Source organism: Albibacterium profundi, from assembly GCF_042159835.1.
In the GTDB taxonomy this organism is placed as follows: Bacteria; Bacteroidota; Bacteroidia; order Sphingobacteriales; family Sphingobacteriaceae; genus Albibacterium; species Albibacterium profundi.
This window is the reverse complement of the sequence record NZ_JBBVGT010000001.1, coordinates 189,731-206,030: the sequence shown is the minus strand read 5'-3', so window position 1 is coordinate 206,030 and position 16,300 is coordinate 189,731. Positions and strand designations below refer to the sequence as shown.

The 16,300-nt window shown below is 39.2% G+C and carries 15 protein-coding genes; 12 read left to right on the top strand and 3 right to left on the bottom strand.

Annotation, left to right across the window (positions count from 1 at the left end; genetic code table 11):
* The first annotated feature begins 1 nt into the window (after nucleotide 1).
* From lolA1 to WKR92_RS00950, 4 genes are all read left to right on the top strand, one after another.
* Nucleotides 2-658: an outer membrane lipoprotein periplasmic chaperone LolA1 gene (lolA1, locus tag WKR92_RS00965; protein WP_375555973.1), complete on the top strand. Its 657-nt coding sequence runs from the start codon at nucleotides 2-4 to the stop codon at nucleotides 656-658.
* Between the two features lie 11 nt (nucleotides 659-669).
* Nucleotides 670-942 carry a hypothetical protein gene (locus tag WKR92_RS00960; protein ID WP_375555972.1) on the top strand — a complete coding sequence of 91 codons (273 nt, stop codon included), beginning with the start codon at nucleotides 670-672 and terminating at the stop codon, nucleotides 940-942.
* On the top strand, nucleotides 939-1,703 hold the full coding sequence (locus WKR92_RS00955; RefSeq protein ID WP_375555971.1) for an MBL fold metallo-hydrolase: 765 nt from the start codon (nucleotides 939-941) through the stop codon (nucleotides 1,701-1,703). Before WKR92_RS00960 ends, WKR92_RS00955 begins: the two co-directional genes overlap by 4 nt.
* A gap of 113 nt (nucleotides 1,704-1,816) precedes the next feature.
* On the top strand, nucleotides 1,817-1,969 hold the full coding sequence (locus WKR92_RS00950; RefSeq protein WP_375555970.1) for a lmo0937 family membrane protein: 153 nt from the start codon (nucleotides 1,817-1,819) through the stop codon (nucleotides 1,967-1,969).
* Nucleotides 1,970-1,971: 2 nt separating this feature from the next.
* Here WKR92_RS00950 and WKR92_RS00945 read toward each other — a convergent pair whose 3' ends face one another.
* Entirely contained in the window at nucleotides 1,972-2,661 is a 690-nt protein-coding gene (locus WKR92_RS00945) for a 2-C-methyl-D-erythritol 4-phosphate cytidylyltransferase (protein ID WP_375555969.1), read from the bottom strand.
* A gap of 20 nt (nucleotides 2,662-2,681) precedes the next feature.
* Nucleotides 2,682-3,731, bottom strand: a complete 1,050-nt coding sequence (gene queA, locus WKR92_RS00940; RefSeq protein ID WP_375555968.1) for a tRNA preQ1(34) S-adenosylmethionine ribosyltransferase-isomerase QueA — start codon at nucleotides 3,729-3,731, stop codon at nucleotides 2,682-2,684.
* A 157-nt stretch (nucleotides 3,732-3,888) separates the two neighbouring features.
* Here queA and WKR92_RS00935 point away from each other — a divergent pair, with 157 nt between their 5' ends.
* Nucleotides 3,889-5,130, top strand: coding sequence for an ABC transporter permease (locus tag WKR92_RS00935; RefSeq protein ID WP_375555967.1), 1,242 nt, complete (start codon nucleotides 3,889-3,891; stop codon nucleotides 5,128-5,130).
* A gap of 90 nt (nucleotides 5,131-5,220) precedes the next feature.
* Here the strand turns inward: WKR92_RS00935 and WKR92_RS00930 are convergent, their stop codons facing one another.
* On the bottom strand, nucleotides 5,221-6,429 hold the full coding sequence (locus WKR92_RS00930) for a pyridoxal phosphate-dependent aminotransferase (RefSeq protein ID WP_375555966.1): 1,209 nt from the start codon (nucleotides 6,427-6,429) through the stop codon (nucleotides 5,221-5,223).
* 128 nt (nucleotides 6,430-6,557) lie between these two features.
* On the opposite strand from WKR92_RS00930, the gene WKR92_RS00925 reads away from it, so the two are divergent.
* The 7 genes from WKR92_RS00925 (at nucleotide 6,558) to WKR92_RS00895 (ending at nucleotide 16,278) form a co-directional block, all read left to right on the top strand.
* Nucleotides 6,558-7,547 (top strand): cation diffusion facilitator family transporter, encoded by a 990-nt coding sequence (locus WKR92_RS00925; RefSeq protein WP_375555965.1) that lies wholly within the window; start codon nucleotides 6,558-6,560, stop codon nucleotides 7,545-7,547.
* A gap of 1 nt (nucleotide 7,548) precedes the next feature.
* Nucleotides 7,549-7,989 (top strand): NUDIX domain-containing protein, encoded by a 441-nt coding sequence (locus tag WKR92_RS00920; protein WP_375555964.1) that lies wholly within the window; start codon nucleotides 7,549-7,551, stop codon nucleotides 7,987-7,989.
* Between the two features lie 90 nt (nucleotides 7,990-8,079).
* Nucleotides 8,080-8,904: a PorV/PorQ family protein gene (locus WKR92_RS00915; protein WP_375555963.1), complete on the top strand. Its 825-nt coding sequence runs from the start codon at nucleotides 8,080-8,082 to the stop codon at nucleotides 8,902-8,904.
* Between the two features lie 6 nt (nucleotides 8,905-8,910).
* Entirely contained in the window at nucleotides 8,911-10,959 is a 2,049-nt protein-coding gene (locus WKR92_RS00910; RefSeq protein ID WP_375555962.1) for a ComEA family DNA-binding protein, read from the top strand.
* 5 nt (nucleotides 10,960-10,964) lie between these two features.
* Nucleotides 10,965-13,070: a ComEC/Rec2 family competence protein gene (locus WKR92_RS00905; RefSeq protein WP_375555961.1), complete on the top strand. Its 2,106-nt coding sequence runs from the start codon at nucleotides 10,965-10,967 to the stop codon at nucleotides 13,068-13,070.
* Between the two features lie 24 nt (nucleotides 13,071-13,094).
* Nucleotides 13,095-14,999 (top strand): RecQ family ATP-dependent DNA helicase, encoded by a 1,905-nt coding sequence (locus WKR92_RS00900; RefSeq protein ID WP_375555960.1) that lies wholly within the window; start codon nucleotides 13,095-13,097, stop codon nucleotides 14,997-14,999.
* Nucleotides 14,974-16,278, top strand: a complete 1,305-nt coding sequence (locus tag WKR92_RS00895; RefSeq protein ID WP_375555959.1) for an MFS transporter — start codon at nucleotides 14,974-14,976, stop codon at nucleotides 16,276-16,278. Before WKR92_RS00900 ends, WKR92_RS00895 begins: the two co-directional genes overlap by 26 nt.
* Nucleotides 16,279-16,300 lie beyond the last annotated feature (22 nt).

Here is a 16,300-nt window from a genome sequence, read left to right as displayed (position 1 = left end):
TATGAAATGTATTTTCAAAATATATGTGGCCACGACTTTTTTCTTATTTCTTGGAATTTACGCCTTTGGCCAGAATAATGCTCAGGCAATTTTGGATCAAGTCAGCAAAAAATATTCTTCTTTCAAAACCATCAAAGCTGATTTTGTCTTAACCGGTATTAATGAAATTGAGACGGGAGCAGGCTATGATGAGAAGGGGCGTGTCTATCTTGAGCCCGGCACGAAGAAGTATAAAATAGAAACTGCCCAGCAAGCGTTTATTAGCGATGGAAAGACGCAGTGGGCCGTTATGAAGGATATCGGTGAAGTACAAATAACAAACTTGAATCCGGATGATGCGTCCATTTCTCCGAGTAACATTTTTAGTTTTTACAAAACGGGATATCGTACTGAAAGCAAAAATCAACAGACAGCTGATGGGCGGACTTTATATGTTATAGATTTAACACCTTTGGATGAGAATCAAAATATTTCGAAAATACGAATGCGTATCGACAAATCGACAAACTTTATCTATGATGCCACCATTTCTGATAAAAATGGTAATACATATACGTATAAGCTGTCGAATATCGAGACAAACAGAACATTTTCTCCAGGGATATTCTCATTTTATAAACACAATTACCCTGATCTGGAAATCGTAGATCTACGGTAATGCGTTAAATTATGTTATCCTACACACAGACTACATTACAAAAACTAGAAGAGCTTCTTAGGATTAAAAATTATAAAATCCGTTATGAAAAGGGCAATTTTAAGTCGGGAACATGTACCTTACTGCAAGATAAAATACTAGTGGTCAATAAGTTCTCCGATTTGGAGGTCAAGATCAATTCTATCGCTGAGCTGACTGCGAGTTTAGATTTTTCTGTTGTTGTGCTTAATGAGAAACAAAAGAAGTTTTTATATTTGATTAAACAAACAAAATTAGATCTGTGACCATTACCTTTTTAGGAACGGGTACATCTCAAGGTGTTCCTGTTATTGCTTGTAATTGCCCCGTTTGTTCGTCGTTAGATGAGAAAGATAAGCGTTTACGATCATCTATTTTAATTGAATATGATTCCTTGAATATAGTAATCGATACAGGTCCTGATTTTAGGTGTCAGATGCTAAGAGAAAATGTTCAACATTTGGACGCGGTATTATTTACACATGAACATAAAGATCACATTGCGGGTTTAGATGACATTCGTGCTTTCAATTATAAACAACAGAGTTCGTTACCCATTTATGCTACGAATAGAGTTATACAAGCTCTTAAGAGGGAGTTTCATTATGTTTTCTCAGATCAATCTTATCCCGGAATTCCACTAATTCATCTCCACGAGATTAGCAACGCCCCTTTTAAGATTGCATCAAAGCTTGAAATTATACCTATTGAGGTTATGCATTTTAAATTGCCTGTATCAGCATATCGAATTGGTGATTTTACTTACATTACCGATGCAAAGACCGTATCAGATGTTGAGTTTGAGAAGATAAAAGGAACGAAAGTGCTCGTGATTAACGCTCTTCAACGTGAAAAACACATATCTCACATGACGCTGAATGAAGCAATCGATTTTTCAGAAAGAGTGGGTGCAGAGCAAACATATTTCACTCATATCGGTCATCGTTTAGGTACTTATACCGATGTTTCGAAAGAGCTGCCGTCCAAAATTAAGCTTGCATACGACGGCTTAAAAGTGCATTTATAATCCTTTATTGATAAATAATTGCTCTTATTCAAAACAATTAGGGGGGCTTTTTCCTTTATTATTTATAAAATTTATTGTAAAAATAATTTATTTAAAACCTTAAAAGGAGTATTATGGGAAACTTATTGTACATCATCGCTGTAATTTTAGTTATTATCTGGGCGATTAGTTTTTTCGGAGGATTTGTTGATAGCGGAATTATTCACATCCTCATAGTAATAGCTGTCATAGCGATTCTGTTAAGAGTAATTCGTGGAGCAGCTTAAGTTTAGTTATTCATCCACGATTCCGCGATAGCTATATCGATGGGGTAAGTGATTTTAATATTCCGGATATCTCCTTCAATTAAATGAATGGGATATCCGGATTTTTCGACGACGGACGCATCATCGGTAAATTCAGCATTATAATCAGATGCATATGCATCGTACAATATATTGGCAAAGAAAGTCTGAGGAGTTTGCACTAAGCGGACTTTTTCTCGTTTAAGCGCTTTATTTATGCCGCCGTCGCTTATTATCCGAAGAGAATCTCTACTTTCGATAGCGGGTACAACTGCTTTCTTGTCAATAACTTCTTGAAAAGAATGTTCAATGATTTTTTTACTCACGAATGGCCTAGCTCCATCATGAACGGCGATAAGTACCGAGCCTAAGTCTGCCTCATTTTCGACAATAAATCTCAAACCGTTTTGCACTGAGTGAAAACGCGTCTTCCCGCCGCTGACAAGACTATGCGGAACATCAAATTGATGTTTGGTACAAAGCGATGCCCAGATATCAGCATGTGTGTCATTTTGAACGAGTACAATATGGATGTCGCTTGCATTAAACGCACGGATAGTGTGCATGAGAAGAGGCACCTTGTTTAGTTCAAGAAACTGTTTTGGTGTGGCACTATTCATCCTGCTGCCAGTACCGCCACTGACAATAATCACATATTTCTTGAAGTCCGACATGTTTGAACCCTTAGGTTTTATTAGATGATTAACATCGAATCACCGTAGCTGTAGAATTTATATTTTTCCTTTACTGCTACTTCGTATGCGTTCATTACATTTTCATATCCACCAAATGCACAAATCATCATCAATAAGGTTGACTCAGGCGTGTGAAAATTAGTAATCATGCTATTCGCGATACTGAAGTCATAAGGAGGGAATATGAATTTACTGGTCCAGTTGCTAGCAGGTTTTAGATGATGACTTGCAGAGACAGACGACTCAATAGCACGCATACTAGTAGTACCAACAGCACAAACGCGACGTTTATTGTCAATGGCCTCGTTTACCATATCAGCATCTGCTTGATTTATAAAGAATTGCTCAGAATCCATTTTGTGTTTGGTAAGGTCTTCAACCTCTACTTGTCTAAATGTTCCTAAGCCAATATGTAGAGTCACCTCTGAGAACTCAATCCCTTTTAGCTCTAGACGTTTCATCAGCTCGCGACTGAAATGTAAGCCAGCAGTAGGCGCAGCAACGGCACCTTCATGTTTTGCGTAAATGGTTTGGTACCGAAATTTATCTTCCGGTTCTGGTTTTCTGTTAATGTATTTAGGAAGTGGTGTTTCGCCCAGTATTTCTATGTTTTTCCGGAACTCTTCATCAGTGCCATCAAATAGAAAACGTATTGTACGTCCTCTAGAAGTTGTATTATCTACAACTTCAGCGACTAATAAGTCATCTTCCCCGAAATACAGCTTATTACCAACACGAATTTTTCTGGCAGGATCTACCAATACATCCCAAAGTCTTAATTCTTTGTTCAACTCACGTAATAAGAATACTTCGATCGTGGCACCAGTTTTTTCCTTATTTCCATAAAGTCTTGCAGGGAAAACTTTCGTATTGTTAAAGATCATGACATCTTTTTCGTCGAAATAGTCGATCACGTCTTTAAATACTTTATGTTCTATTTTGCCTGTATCTTTATGTAAAACCATTAAACGAGCTTCGTCACGGTTTTCAGAAGGATGTAGAGCTACTAGTGATTGTGGTAAGTTAAATTTGAATTGAGATAGTTTCATTGTATGTTTGATAGGATTCTTTTAGCAATTAAATTAGCGCGCAAATATACGATTTTTTAATGGTAAATACTATTCGTGGGTATTGGATGCATATCATAACTGTTTTAATTTCAATTAGTGCTGTAACTTCTTCATCATTTAAACGTCATAGTTTTATATGTTGTTTTTAAAATTACTTGGTGAAAGCTTTGGTTTTGCTTTTTCTGCTTTAAGAGGAAACAAAACAAGGACGCTATTATCCTTGCTTGGAATCACAATTGGGATCATGACGATCATCGGTGTTTTCTCTGCCGTAGATACCCTTCGGTCAAATTTAGAAAGCAGCATTGAAAAGTTGGGCAGCAAGTCGATTTATGTGTCCAAATGGCCTTGGGATGGCGGACCAGATTTTCCGTGGTGGAAATACGTCAATCGCCCCGAACCTTCGATCGAAGATTTTGAAAAATTACAGGAACGCCTAACCATGGCGGATGGGATTTGTTATAACATTACTGTATCCAATAGAACAATTCAATTTGGAAGCAATAATATAGAGGGGGCGGTTATTTCGGGAGTATCATTCGATTTCTATAAAATACGAAATATCGAATTTTCCTCTGGGCGATACTTTACGAATTTAGAATCGGACAATGGCACACCCATAGCCATGATCGGATCTACAGTTGCAGAAGGATTGTTCCCGAGTATGGATCCAATCGGCAAGCAAATAGACCTGTTGGGTCGTAAGGTTACGGTTGTCGGTGTTTTCAAATCAGAAGGAGAGGGTATGCTTCTCGACGTATCGCTCGATAATGCAGTAGTCGTTCCGTTGAACTTTATAAAAAACCTAGTATATGTTGAAAACCACAGCCCTAACATCGTTGTTCGAGCAGCTGCGAAATATCCCCTAGAAGAGACCGAAAGTGAAGTGCGAGGTATTATGAGATCCATTCATAGGCTCAGCCCTAAGCAAGAAGACGATTTCTCATTGAATAAAACAACGATTATCACCGCTCAATTGGATCAGCTATTTGCGATTATAAATGGTGCCGGTCTTTTTATTGGTATATTTTCGATTTTAGTAGGTGGATTCGGTATTGCGAATATCATGTTTGTATCAGTTAAAGAGCGAACACCACTTATAGGAATACAGAAATCACTTGGTGCTAAGAACTTCTTCATCCTCTCTCAGTTTTTAATAGAGGCGATCCTACTTTGTATTTTAGGAGGCCTGATCGGACTCGGCATCGTTTATTTTCTTGCCTTTATTATTAAGTTAGGTTTGGGTGTAGGGATTGTTGTTGATTTTGGAAAAGTAGTCCTTACGTTAGTCCTTTCAACCATGATTGGTCTAATTGCAGGTATTATCCCAGCTGTGATGGCCGCCCGTCTCGATCCGGTAGAAGCAATTAGAAGTTAGATATATTCATCATGTGTCCATAAACAAAAAGCGGTGCTTCTTACGAAAAGAAGCACCGCTTTCGTTTATTATTAAGCTTGAAGCTGAAATTTATTTTAATTTGCCTAAAGCATCCTTGATCCGTTTCATGGCCTCAACTAAGCTTTCTTCAGATGCGGCATATGAGAATCGGATACAGTCATTGTTGCCGAAAGAGTCGCCGCCAACTGTTGCCACATGTGCTACATTCAATAGATATAAAGCAAGGTCGCTAGAGTCTTTTATTGTTTCTCCGGTTTCCGTTTGTTTTCCGAAAAAGGAGCTGATGTCTGGGAAGAAATAAAATGCGCCTTCTGGAAGGTTTGTTTTCACGCCATCGATGTCCTTTAAAAGGTTGTAGACAATATCCCTTCTTTTAAGAAATTCGTCTCGCATAGCGATTACGCTGTCAAGACCGCCTTCGTAAGCGGCAAGTGCCGCTCGTTGCGTGATTGAACAGGTGCCAGAAGTAATCTGTCCTTGTAGTTTATCGGTTGCAGCGGCGATCGTTGGATGCGCAGCAAGATAACCAATTCGCCAACCTGTCATCGCATAAGCTTTTGAAAAGCCATTGACTACGATCACGCGGTCTTTGATAGAATTAAACTGAGCTATCGACTCATGCTTTCCACTAAAGTTGATATGCTCGTAGATCTCGTCGGATAAGATATAGATATCAGGGTGTTTTTCAAAAACCCTCGCAAGGGATTCTAGCTCATCTTTGCTGTATAAACTTCCTGTCGGGTTACACGGAGAGGAGAACATAAAAAGTTTGGTCTTCGGCGTAATTGCAGCTTCCAGTTCTTCAGCGGTAATCTTAAAGTTGCTCTCTATTGAAGTATCGATAAAAACTGACTCGCCGTCAGCGAGCTTAACCATTTCGGAATAGGATACCCAATAAGGAGTAGGGATGATTACCTCGTCACCTGGATTGACGAGACACATAATTGCATTAGCCAATGCTTGCTTCGCTCCAGTGGTTACCACAATTTGTGAGATATCATAATCCAGATTGTTTTCGATTTTTAATTTATTCACAATAGCCTGTCTTAGGTCCGGATAGCCCGATACAGGCGTATAATAGGTGTAGTTTTCATCCATCGCCTTTTTGGCTGCCTCTTTGATGTTTTCGGGAGTAGAGAAGTCTGGTTCGCCAAAACTAAGACTGATTACATTTACTCCCTTTGCCTTTAGCTCTCGCCCCAGCTTAGCCATTCTAATGGTTGCTGATTCTGATAGGTTGTTGATTTTGTCTGATAAAGCTACTGTGCTATTGTTCATTTGATAAAATTGATTATGAAGTAGCGAATTTACTTTTTAATATTTAATTATTTAAGTAATATGCTCACAAAAATCCGAATACTGGGCTAATCAAACATTTCTAGTATTTTTGTGTAAAATCAGAGCAATTGAAAAGTCAAAAAAGTCTTATTCTATTATCACTGATAACGGCTATAAGCCTTATGGTGATCAAGTTTATAGCTTACTTTATAACACATTCAAATGCCGTTTTTACGGACGCGCTTGAAAGCATTGTAAATGTAATAGCAAGCAGTTTTGCCTTTTACAGCATTTACCTTTCCTCGCTCCCCAAGGATATGAACCATCCATACGGGCACGGAAAAGTTGAATTCTTCTCTGTTTTTATCGAGGGGGCTTTGATATTTCTTGCTGCTTTATTCATTATCGGAAAGGCTATTTACAATTTTTTCTTTCCTATCGAGCTGACAAACCTATTGGAAGGGGTGGGGCTGGTTGCATTCACCGCTTTAATCAATTTTCTTTTAGGCCGTTATCTTCTTGTTAAAAGCAAAAAGCTGAACTCGTTGACACTCATGGCCGATGGGAAACACCTTTTGACCGATGCTTTAAGTACCGTGGGTTTGGTCGTCGGCCTCCTTTTGGTTTATTTTACGGGCCTTATTATTATTGACATCATTCTTTCTCTCATATTAGGTGTATTTATTTTATATCAGGGATATAAGTTGCTACGCCAGTCGGTCGGTGGACTTATGGATGAGTCCGATGTCCAGCTGGTTAAAGATGTCGTAGATGTTTTACAGCAACACCGAAAAGATCCGTGGATTGATATTCATAACCTTCGTTTACAAAGGTACGGCGCAAATCTTCATTTGGATTGCCATGTGACTCTGCCTAATTATTTCGATTTGAATAAGGTCCATGAAGAAGTTTCGGAAATTGACAAATTGATCAATGAAAAGGTAGGGCTAAAGACTGAGTTTTTTATTCACGCGGATCCCTGTCTGCCTCAATGCTGTCATTATTGCAACGTGAAAAACTGTCCTATTCGTTCTTCAGAAAAGACAATAGATATGATTTGGGACGTAGAGCTGGTTACTCGAAATTTAAAACACTTTGAAAAGGAGAAATCAAACTAATATGGAACACTTCAATATTCGTGTGTATGGTATATTGATAAACGATAAAAATCAGGTTTTGATTAGTGATGAACTATACCATGGTCAGCGGTTTTCAAAATTTCCAGGAGGGGGCTTAGAACTAGGAGAGGGCCTGTGGGATGGTCTGAAAAGAGAATTCATGGAGGAATTCGATTTGTCTATAGATTCAGGCAACTTATTATATGTCACGGAAGAGGTAATACCTTCCGCTTTTGATCTCAGTCAGGTAATTGGGGTTTACTATCAGGTGTTTACAAGCGAAGAACTAATATTCTCTGTTAAAGAACAAGCATTCGATTTCGATGAGGACGCCACACAGGCGCTTAGATGGATTGATCTGGAAGATTTCTATCTAGATACCCTAACTTTTGAAATGGATCGACAAGCTTGGAAAAATATCAGAAACAAGATCTTAATCTAGCGTCAGTCTTGGTGTTTCGACATCGAAGGTCGACTTCGTTTTCATCATAAAATTGATTATGTTCGGCATTTATTTGTAGTATTTGTTGATATGATAGATCATGATGTCCGTCGTTTTTTGACGGGGGTTTTTGTTTTATTGTTGATGTGTAGTGCAATAAAAGTTAGTGGTCAGGTTTCCTCGGGCGCTGGTCATTTAGGTTTAGGAAATGCGAGTGTGGCTCTTGCCGGCGTTCATAGTATCGGTAGTAATGCGTCTGGTATAGCAAAGTTGGAAAAACCAGTACTCAGCCTAGGTTATGCCGAATACTTTCTAAATTCTGACACAAGAAGCTTAACGGGTAAACTAGTTCTCCCTATAGGTATCGTAAGTCTAGGTTTTTACGGAAATCATGACCGATTCGGGTCACATTTTCAGGAGACCAGCGCTGGACTAACTATTTCCAAGTCGTTTCAATCGGATTTAGCAGTAGGGATCATTACGAACTATCATTTTATCAATATTCCCGACGAAAAACAAATTAATGCTGTCTCAATAGACATCGGAGGTCAGTATACAATCAACCAGACTGCTACTATTGGACTGAGTCTTCGCAATTTTGAGCAATTGTTGATTGATGAGGCGAACGCCACGGATCAAGCTACAATAGCGGTCGGTGCAGCTTATCAGTTCTCTTATCAGACGTTTATCGCGACTGAATTTTCTTATTTAGTCGATAGTCATACAGATTTATCAGTGGGGGTCAATTACCTGCCAATGACATGGCTGGTAGTGCGTGGGGGCTTATCTGTGAATCCGTTTATGCGCTATGTGGGACTGGGAGTTATTTATAATCGCTTTAATGTTGATGTTGCTACTTCCTTTCATGCCCAATTGGGCTATTCCCCACAGATATCAATTGATTACAGATTTTAATTCATAATGATGCTTCATAAATTTCTATTTGTCACCGTGTTGGTGGCTGGTTTTAGCATTTGTAGTTCGTATAGTCAGAATCTTCCGGAACATCATCAACTTGACCCGGTAATCATTGAGGATTTATTAGAAAATGTCTTAAAAGATGACGATACTGAGATCGACTACTCAGAGCTTGAAGAACAGCTTACTTATTATCTTAGTAATCCAATCAACTTAAACGCGGCAACTCATGAAGATCTCGCTGCATTGCTTTTTCTTTCAGATTTACAGATTCAAGATATTATAAACCATCGGGAAGAAAGTGGCGCTTATATTTCGGTTTACGAATTACAATCTATAGCCTCACTAGATGAACTGAGCTTGCGGCGACTTCTGCCTTTTGTGCGGATAACGTCAGAAACATCTAATAAAACATCAAAATTCAAAAAAGTAAAGCACGATTTAATTTTACGCTATGGTCGTATACTAGAGTCGCAGGCCGGATATTTAATCGATGATGAAGAACGATCACGTTATTTGGGCACACCTGACCACCTGTTAATTAGATACCGATTGCGGCTAGAGAATAAGTTTCAGCTTGCGATCAATATGGAGAAGGATCCCGGCGAGGAGTTTTTCGGTGGAAATCAGCGTCAAGGGTTTGATTATTATTCTGCCAGCCTGCATTTACAAAATATCGGAAAATTTAAAAGTATTGTTATTGGAGACTACAGTGTTGCTTTCGGACAAGGACTTGGTATCTGGAATGGATATAGCTTTGGAAAAGGCGCGATCGTTCATAATGTTGCACGTAATGGCATTGGAGTTCGTCCTCATACATCAACGAACGAAGTTCAGTATTTTCGTGGTTTAGCCACCACTATTAATCTCGGATCTTTTGAGTTTTCTCCGTTCATATCATACAACGCGGTTGATGGAACGTTGACGAAAGACTCCATTGGTTTCAGCTCTCTCGGCTCATCTGGTTTTCATCGCACACCGGCAGAAATTAGGAATCGCAGATCGGTCGACATGCTCGTATATGGAGGGAACCTAGTATATAGTTCTTCGAGTTTTAAGATCGGGGGGACGTATTCGAGTATACAATATGATAAACCGCGTGCACCAAACCAACAATTGTATAATTCCTTTGCATTTCGGGGTAATTCACTTTCCAATACAAGCCTGTATTATCAATATACTTACAAAAACATGTATTTGTTTGGAGAAGGAGCCGTGAGTAATGGCCATGGCTTTGGTTTAGTCAATGGTATGATTGCAAGTTTATCCGACCAATTGTCGTTCGTTGGTTTACATCGGTTTTATCAGAAGGATTTTTACAGCTTTTTAAACCGGCCCTTTTCTGAAAATAGTAATGCAACAAATGAAAAAGGTTTGTATACGGGGTTAATCTGGAACCCCAATAGGAGAATAGAATGGGTAGCGTATGCAGATTACTTTAGATTTCCCTGGGTCCGATACCGTGTAGATGGACCGTCTGAGGGCATCGACCTGTTTTCTCATATTTCATATGCACCTACGCGTACAAGTAATTTTTCGATTCGGTTTCGATACAGAAATAAACAAGAAAACCTGTCCGACGGAAGTACGGTCAATATCCTCGAAAATGTTGTACGTCATCAACTGCGATTGCAAGCATCTTATAAGATTTCAGAAAGTCTAGATTTTCGCAATCGTGCCGAAATGGTTGCCTACCAGAAAGGAACGAGCAGCGCCGAAACCGGCTGGATGCTATATCACGATTTACTCTACCAACCTATGGGGAAGGCAATCTCTGGAAATGTGCGTTTGGCTGGATTTAAGACCGATGGTTATAATTCCAGACTTTATGTTTTCGAAAATAACGTCTTGTATGCACATTCCTCTATTCCTTATTTTAATGAAGGCTTACGATTATACGTTAATATGCGTTACCGGGTCAATCGGAAAATTAACTTTTGGATTCGATATGCGAGCTTTTTCTACAAAGATCAGGGCATCGGGTCGGGACTTAACTTTATCGATGGTCGGTCCAAATCGGAAATTCGATTACAATTACGCTTTCAACTCTAATTGACGTGGATAATTTAAAAAGTGATGATATTCGGCTCATGGCGATGCCCTTTGTGCGTTTTATAATCGTACTAATCGCTGGCATCAGCATGGGGCATTGGATCCAACCACGCTCTGGTGTCTACTGCGCCATTACAATCGTGATGATATCGTCACTGGTTCTTTTCTTTATTTGCATTTGGGTAACCAAACTTGCAAGTTACAAGGATTATCTCCTTTTCAGTATTTTATTTTATGCCTTCCTGTTCTCCTTAGGATGGAGCCGAACTTGGCAGCAAGATCCGAGAATTCAGCGGGATCATTTCAGCAATCGTCCATCAGACGCTCTTATTGGATATATTGGGGATGAACCTAAAGTAACGGCAAAGACCATTCGCTTTCCTTTGCAGGTCTCACATCAAATAAAAAACGGGATAGTATCAAATAGTAGCGGACGACTATTGATCAGCATCCAAAGAGATACAATAAACGATAATACCAAAAAATATGCTTATGGTGATCAATTGCTCGCCGTAGCAGAGTACGACACAATCAGGTCTAATTTTAACCCCAATGAGTTTAATTACCAAAAGTACATGATTGGGCAGGCAGTTTGGCATCAAAGCTATTTAACAGAGGATCTGATAAAGAAAGTAGGAGAGAAACAGGGAAAGCTTTTGGTTCGATGGTCGTTAGACTTCAGAGAAAAAATGGTTGCGAAGTTTAACAGTATTTTTCCAGATAAGGATGTTCAGGTGATTATCTCAACGTTAGTATTGGGTTACCGTAGTGAGTTGAATCGAGACTTGTTAAATACTTTTTCAGTAACTGGAACTATTCATGTGCTGTCCGTTTCGGGGCTTCATGTCGGAATCATATTTTCTGTTTTCTCATTTTTGTTACTTTGGAAAAAGAAATCTAAATGGATGTGGATTAAAGCAATCTGCTTGATATCCTTAATTTGGATATATGCCTTTATTACCGGACTGTCGCCCTCGGTTCTCAGGGCTTCAATCATGCTTAGTTCGGGAATTTTAGCTTTGAGCATTGTTAGAAAAAGTAATATCTATAACACCATCGCTTTTTCAGCATTTGTTTTACTACTTTATAACCCTCGATTCATTTCGGATATTGGTTTCCAGTTGTCATACTTATCCGTACTCGGTATCGTGTATTTTTATCCTAAATTTAACTCGATTCTGAGAAATAAAAATTCTATAATACAGACTCTTTGGTCCTACATGTCGATTTCTTTAGCGGCACAGTTAGCAACCTTCCCCTTAGTGACCTACTATTTTCATTTTTTTCCGCTGTATTTCCTGCCGGCTAATTTGTTTATTTTACTGCCCGCAACTATTATTTTGTATGTAGGTATTTTAGTGTTGTTGCTGCCCAGTAGTTTTGCTCAATACGGATTAGCTTGGATTCTGGAAAATAGCATCCATTTGACTAAGAAGGTGTTAACGTATTTCGAAGAGCTTCCTTATGCTAGTTTAAACTTAATCTGGAGTAAGCCGTGGCATTTTATAATACTTTACACTATCATTTTAGCTGTCGTTTTCTTTGTCTCGTATAGTCGGAAAAAGGCTCTGTATGTTGTGTGTATTGGCATGCTTCTTCTTGTTGGCGACTGGTCGCTACTAAAAATGAAGGAGTTGAGAACCGACGAAATCATAATCTATAATGCTGGACAAAATACGGCAATCGGTATTTTTTCAAAAGAGGGTGCTTTTCTCTATACCGACTTTTCTGACCAAGAGGATGCATCCTTTCAGTATTCGGTTAAACCTAATTTTTCGGCTTTCGGAAAGGAAGCTGAGTTTATCGGAATAGCCGATACCTTGGCGCGTGATGAGTTGCTGATCATTAATCGTTTTATTCAAATTCGGAACAAAAGTTTGTTTTTGTACGATGGCAATGTCGATGTACAGGGCACTATTGATGTAGATATTCTCTATCTTAAAAACAACTCATTAGCTAGTTTATCCGAAATTTATTCTAAAATTCACTTTGAGAAAGTAGTTTTAGATGCAACAAATGCGTGGTGGTATATCAGAGAAATCACAGAAGAGACGGAAAAAATGAACCTCCCGATGTATGTTCTAAAAAATAATAATGCTTATGTTTGGTAAGTCATTAACGCATGTTTACGATCCATGACAATCCATGAAGTTTTACAAAAATATTGGGGGTATTCATCTTTTAGACCGCTTCAAGAAGACGTTATAAATTCAGTATTAGAAGGTAGAGATACATTGACTCTGATGCCTACAGGTGGAGGCAAGTCGATCTGCTTTCAAGTTCCGACTTTAGCAAGACCGGGAATATGCCTTGTTATCAGCCCGTTGATAGCATTAATGAAAGACCAAGTAGAAAACCTGAAAGCTAAAGGAATTAAAGCAACAGCTATTTTTTCCGGGATGGGGAAAAGGGAGATAGACATTGCGCTGGACAACTGTATTTACGGCGACGTTAAGTTCTTGTACATTTCACCAGAGCGTTTACAAAATGAGCTTGTTCAGGAACGAATCAAACACATGAACATTAGTTTGTTTGCGATTGATGAAGCGCATTGTATTTCTCAATGGGGTTATGATTTTCGCCCCTCATACCTTAAAGTTAAAGTTCTGCGCTCGCTGCATCCCGAAGTGCCAATATTAGCCTTAACCGCAACTGCTGTTGCTCGTGTGGCGACAGATATTCAGGAAAAACTTGAATTTGATCTACAACGTAGTCAGGTTTTAAAGAAAAGCTTTTTTCGTGAAAACTTGGCTTATATGGTGCTTTTTGAGGAAAACAAAATGCAACGACTGTTAAGAATAAGTAAACGGACACCAGGATCTGGCATTGTGTACGTCCGTAGCCGACGTGAAACAAAGGAGATCGCTAGGTTTTTGATCATGAATAATATCAAAGGTGACTACTATCATGCGGGGTTAACTTCGCTCGAAAGAAGTCAAAAGCAGGATGCGTGGATGAAAAATAAAACGGATGTCATTGTTGCAACCAATGCGTTTGGGATGGGGATCGATAAACCAGATGTTCGGTGGGTAGTGCACTTGGACATACCCGAACACCTTGAAGCTTATTTCCAAGAGGCCGGTCGTGCCGGTCGGGATGGAAATAAAGCCTATGCAGTATTGCTCTATAACGAAGCGGACCGTTTAAAGCTGAAATCTAGTTTTGAGCAAAGCTTCCCAAGTGTGCAGGAAATAGCTCAGATCTACTTCCAGCTGGGTAATTATTATCAGCTAGCTTACGGCGCGGGAGAGGGGGTAGTGTTTGATTTTAACTTAGGAGATTTTTGCAGACGTTTCTCGTTAAACGTTACCAAGACGATAGCTTCGCTGAAGTTTTTGGAAAAAGACGGATGGATCACTGTTTCCGAAAATGTATTTCTACCTTCTCGGATCAGTTTTGAAATTGATGCGACGGAACTCTATCGTTTCCAAGTTGAACATGTGAATATGGACGCTTTAATCAAAGTTATCCTCAGAGCTTACGGCCCCGCTTTTGATCACTTCGTTGATATTCATGAAGGAGACCTCGCACGCAAATTAAATACGCACCCTAAGCACATCGTCAGTTTATTGCAGCAAATGCATGACATGAACGTACTTTCCTATTTGAAGCAAAAAGACAATCCACAGCTACAGTTTCTTCGTCCCCGAAGTGATACGGGCCACCTCGAAATTGATCGTCATTATATTCGTGAGCGAAAGCTGGTTGCTGAATCACAACTTCATGCTATCTTTAATTATCTAGACGACGGCCAATGCCGCAGCCGCAAACTTTTAGCGTATTTTGGTGAGGATGCTGAAGCCGATTGTTTGATATGCGATGTTTGCTTGTTGAAGAATAAGGGCAAACGCCTTGAAGAAGTGGAAGCTAACATCTACATTGAATTGACCCATCTTTTAGCGACTAGCCCTTTGACTCTTGATGAGCTGGTAGCAGGAATTGAAAGCGGCAACGAGAAAATTAAACTCGACTTTATCCGAAAACTCATTGACTCGGGTAAAATTAAAATGAATAATGGAAAATATTACCAAAAACAATAAATCTACGATCCGCAGTTGGGCTATGTTTGATTGGGCAAACTCAGCCTACAATCTCGTTATCACGTCAACTATCTTTCCTGCATATTATACGATTATTACTACTACGGAAGAACATGGAGATAAAGTTGATTTCTTTGGCTTTAGTTTTATCAATACAGCGTTAGCAAATTATTCCCTCGCCTTTTCATACTTGATTATGGTTTTGATTCTTCCGGTTCTCTCGGCTATAGCAGATTACAAAGGAAACAGGAAAGCGCTGATGAAACTTTTTACCTATGTAGGTGCGTTCGCATGTATGGCCTTATTCTTCTTTGAATATGAGACTCTAGAACTAGGTGTCATTTGTTCATCCCTAGCTGCAATGGGCTATATCGGAGGTGTGCTATTTAATAATTCCTATTTGCCAGAAATTGCCACAAAAGATCAACAAGACAGCGTTAGCGCCAAAGGTTTTGCGTATGGTTATGTTGGTAGTGTTATTTTGCAGATAATTTGCTTCGTATTTGTGATTAAACCCGAATGGTTCGGTATTAGCGATGCGTCCTTCCCCGCTCGTTTTTCATTTTTATTGGTTGGCGTATGGTGGATCATTTTTTCACAAATATCGTTTAGACGACTTCCGAAATGCACTAAGAGAAATGGCCGATTGAAACAAGAAATTCTGAAAAAGGGATTCCAAGAGTTGAAAAAGGTGACCGTGTATATCAAAGGTATTCCTGTTTTAAAACGGTTTTTACTAGCCTTCTTTTTTTATGCGATGGGTGTACAAACCATTATGTTAGTCTCGGCAGCTTTTGGAGAGAAGGTGCTGAACTTGGGTGCGTCGAAACTTATCGTCACGATACTAGCTATACAGTTGGTTGCGATTGCTGGTGCTTATTTGATGTCGCGGTTAGTGCGACTAATCGGGAATATCAAAGTTCTAATGCTTGTTATTTTTCTATGGATCATCGTTTGTTTGTCGGCTTTTGTGATTAATAGTGAAATCCAATTCTACATATTGGCCGTTCTTGTTGGTTTGGTAATGGGTGGTACGCAGTCAATCTCACGTTCAACCTTCTCGAAGCTTATTCCTGATCAGACAGAAGATACAACTTCGTTTTTCAGTTTTTACGATGTCACTGAAAAGATTGCTATCGTCATTGGGCTGTTTACATTTGGTTTTGTTGAGGAGCTCACCGGTGATATCCGGACTTCGGCACTGGTCCTCGCAATCTTCTTTTTAATTGCATTGGTATTACTGTTTCGGGTGCCGAAGGTTCGCGCTTTGCAAATGTGAAGTGAATATTTTTCAGGCTGTG

Bases quoted from the DNA above. Each gene is read 5' to 3' on its own strand.
- WKR92_RS00930 (WP_375555966.1), bottom strand. From the start codon at position 6,429: ATGAACAATAGCACAGTAGCTTTATCAGACAAAATCAACAACCTATCA.
- WKR92_RS00945 (WP_375555969.1), bottom strand. From the start codon at position 2,661: ATGTCGGACTTCAAGAAATATGTGATTATTGTCAGTGGCGGTACTGGC.
- WKR92_RS00935 (WP_375555967.1), top strand. From the start codon at position 3,889: ATGTTGTTTTTAAAATTACTTGGTGAAAGCTTTGGTTTTGCTTTTTCT.
- WKR92_RS00920 (WP_375555964.1), top strand. From the start codon at position 7,549: ATGGAACACTTCAATATTCGTGTGTATGGTATATTGATAAACGATAAA.
- lolA1 (WP_375555973.1), top strand. From the start codon at position 2: ATGAAATGTATTTTCAAAATATATGTGGCCACGACTTTTTTCTTATTT.
- WKR92_RS00960 (WP_375555972.1), top strand. From the start codon at position 670: ATGTTATCCTACACACAGACTACATTACAAAAACTAGAAGAGCTTCTT.
- WKR92_RS00915 (WP_375555963.1), top strand. From the start codon at position 8,080: ATGATAGATCATGATGTCCGTCGTTTTTTGACGGGGGTTTTTGTTTTA.
- WKR92_RS00910 (WP_375555962.1), top strand. From the start codon at position 8,911: ATGATGCTTCATAAATTTCTATTTGTCACCGTGTTGGTGGCTGGTTTT.
- WKR92_RS00950 (WP_375555970.1), top strand. From the start codon at position 1,817: ATGGGAAACTTATTGTACATCATCGCTGTAATTTTAGTTATTATCTGG.
- WKR92_RS00895 (WP_375555959.1), top strand. From the start codon at position 14,974: ATGGAAAATATTACCAAAAACAATAAATCTACGATCCGCAGTTGGGCT.
- queA (WP_375555968.1), bottom strand. From the start codon at position 3,731: ATGAAACTATCTCAATTCAAATTTAACTTACCACAATCACTAGTAGCT.
- WKR92_RS00900 (WP_375555960.1), top strand. From the start codon at position 13,095: ATGACAATCCATGAAGTTTTACAAAAATATTGGGGGTATTCATCTTTT.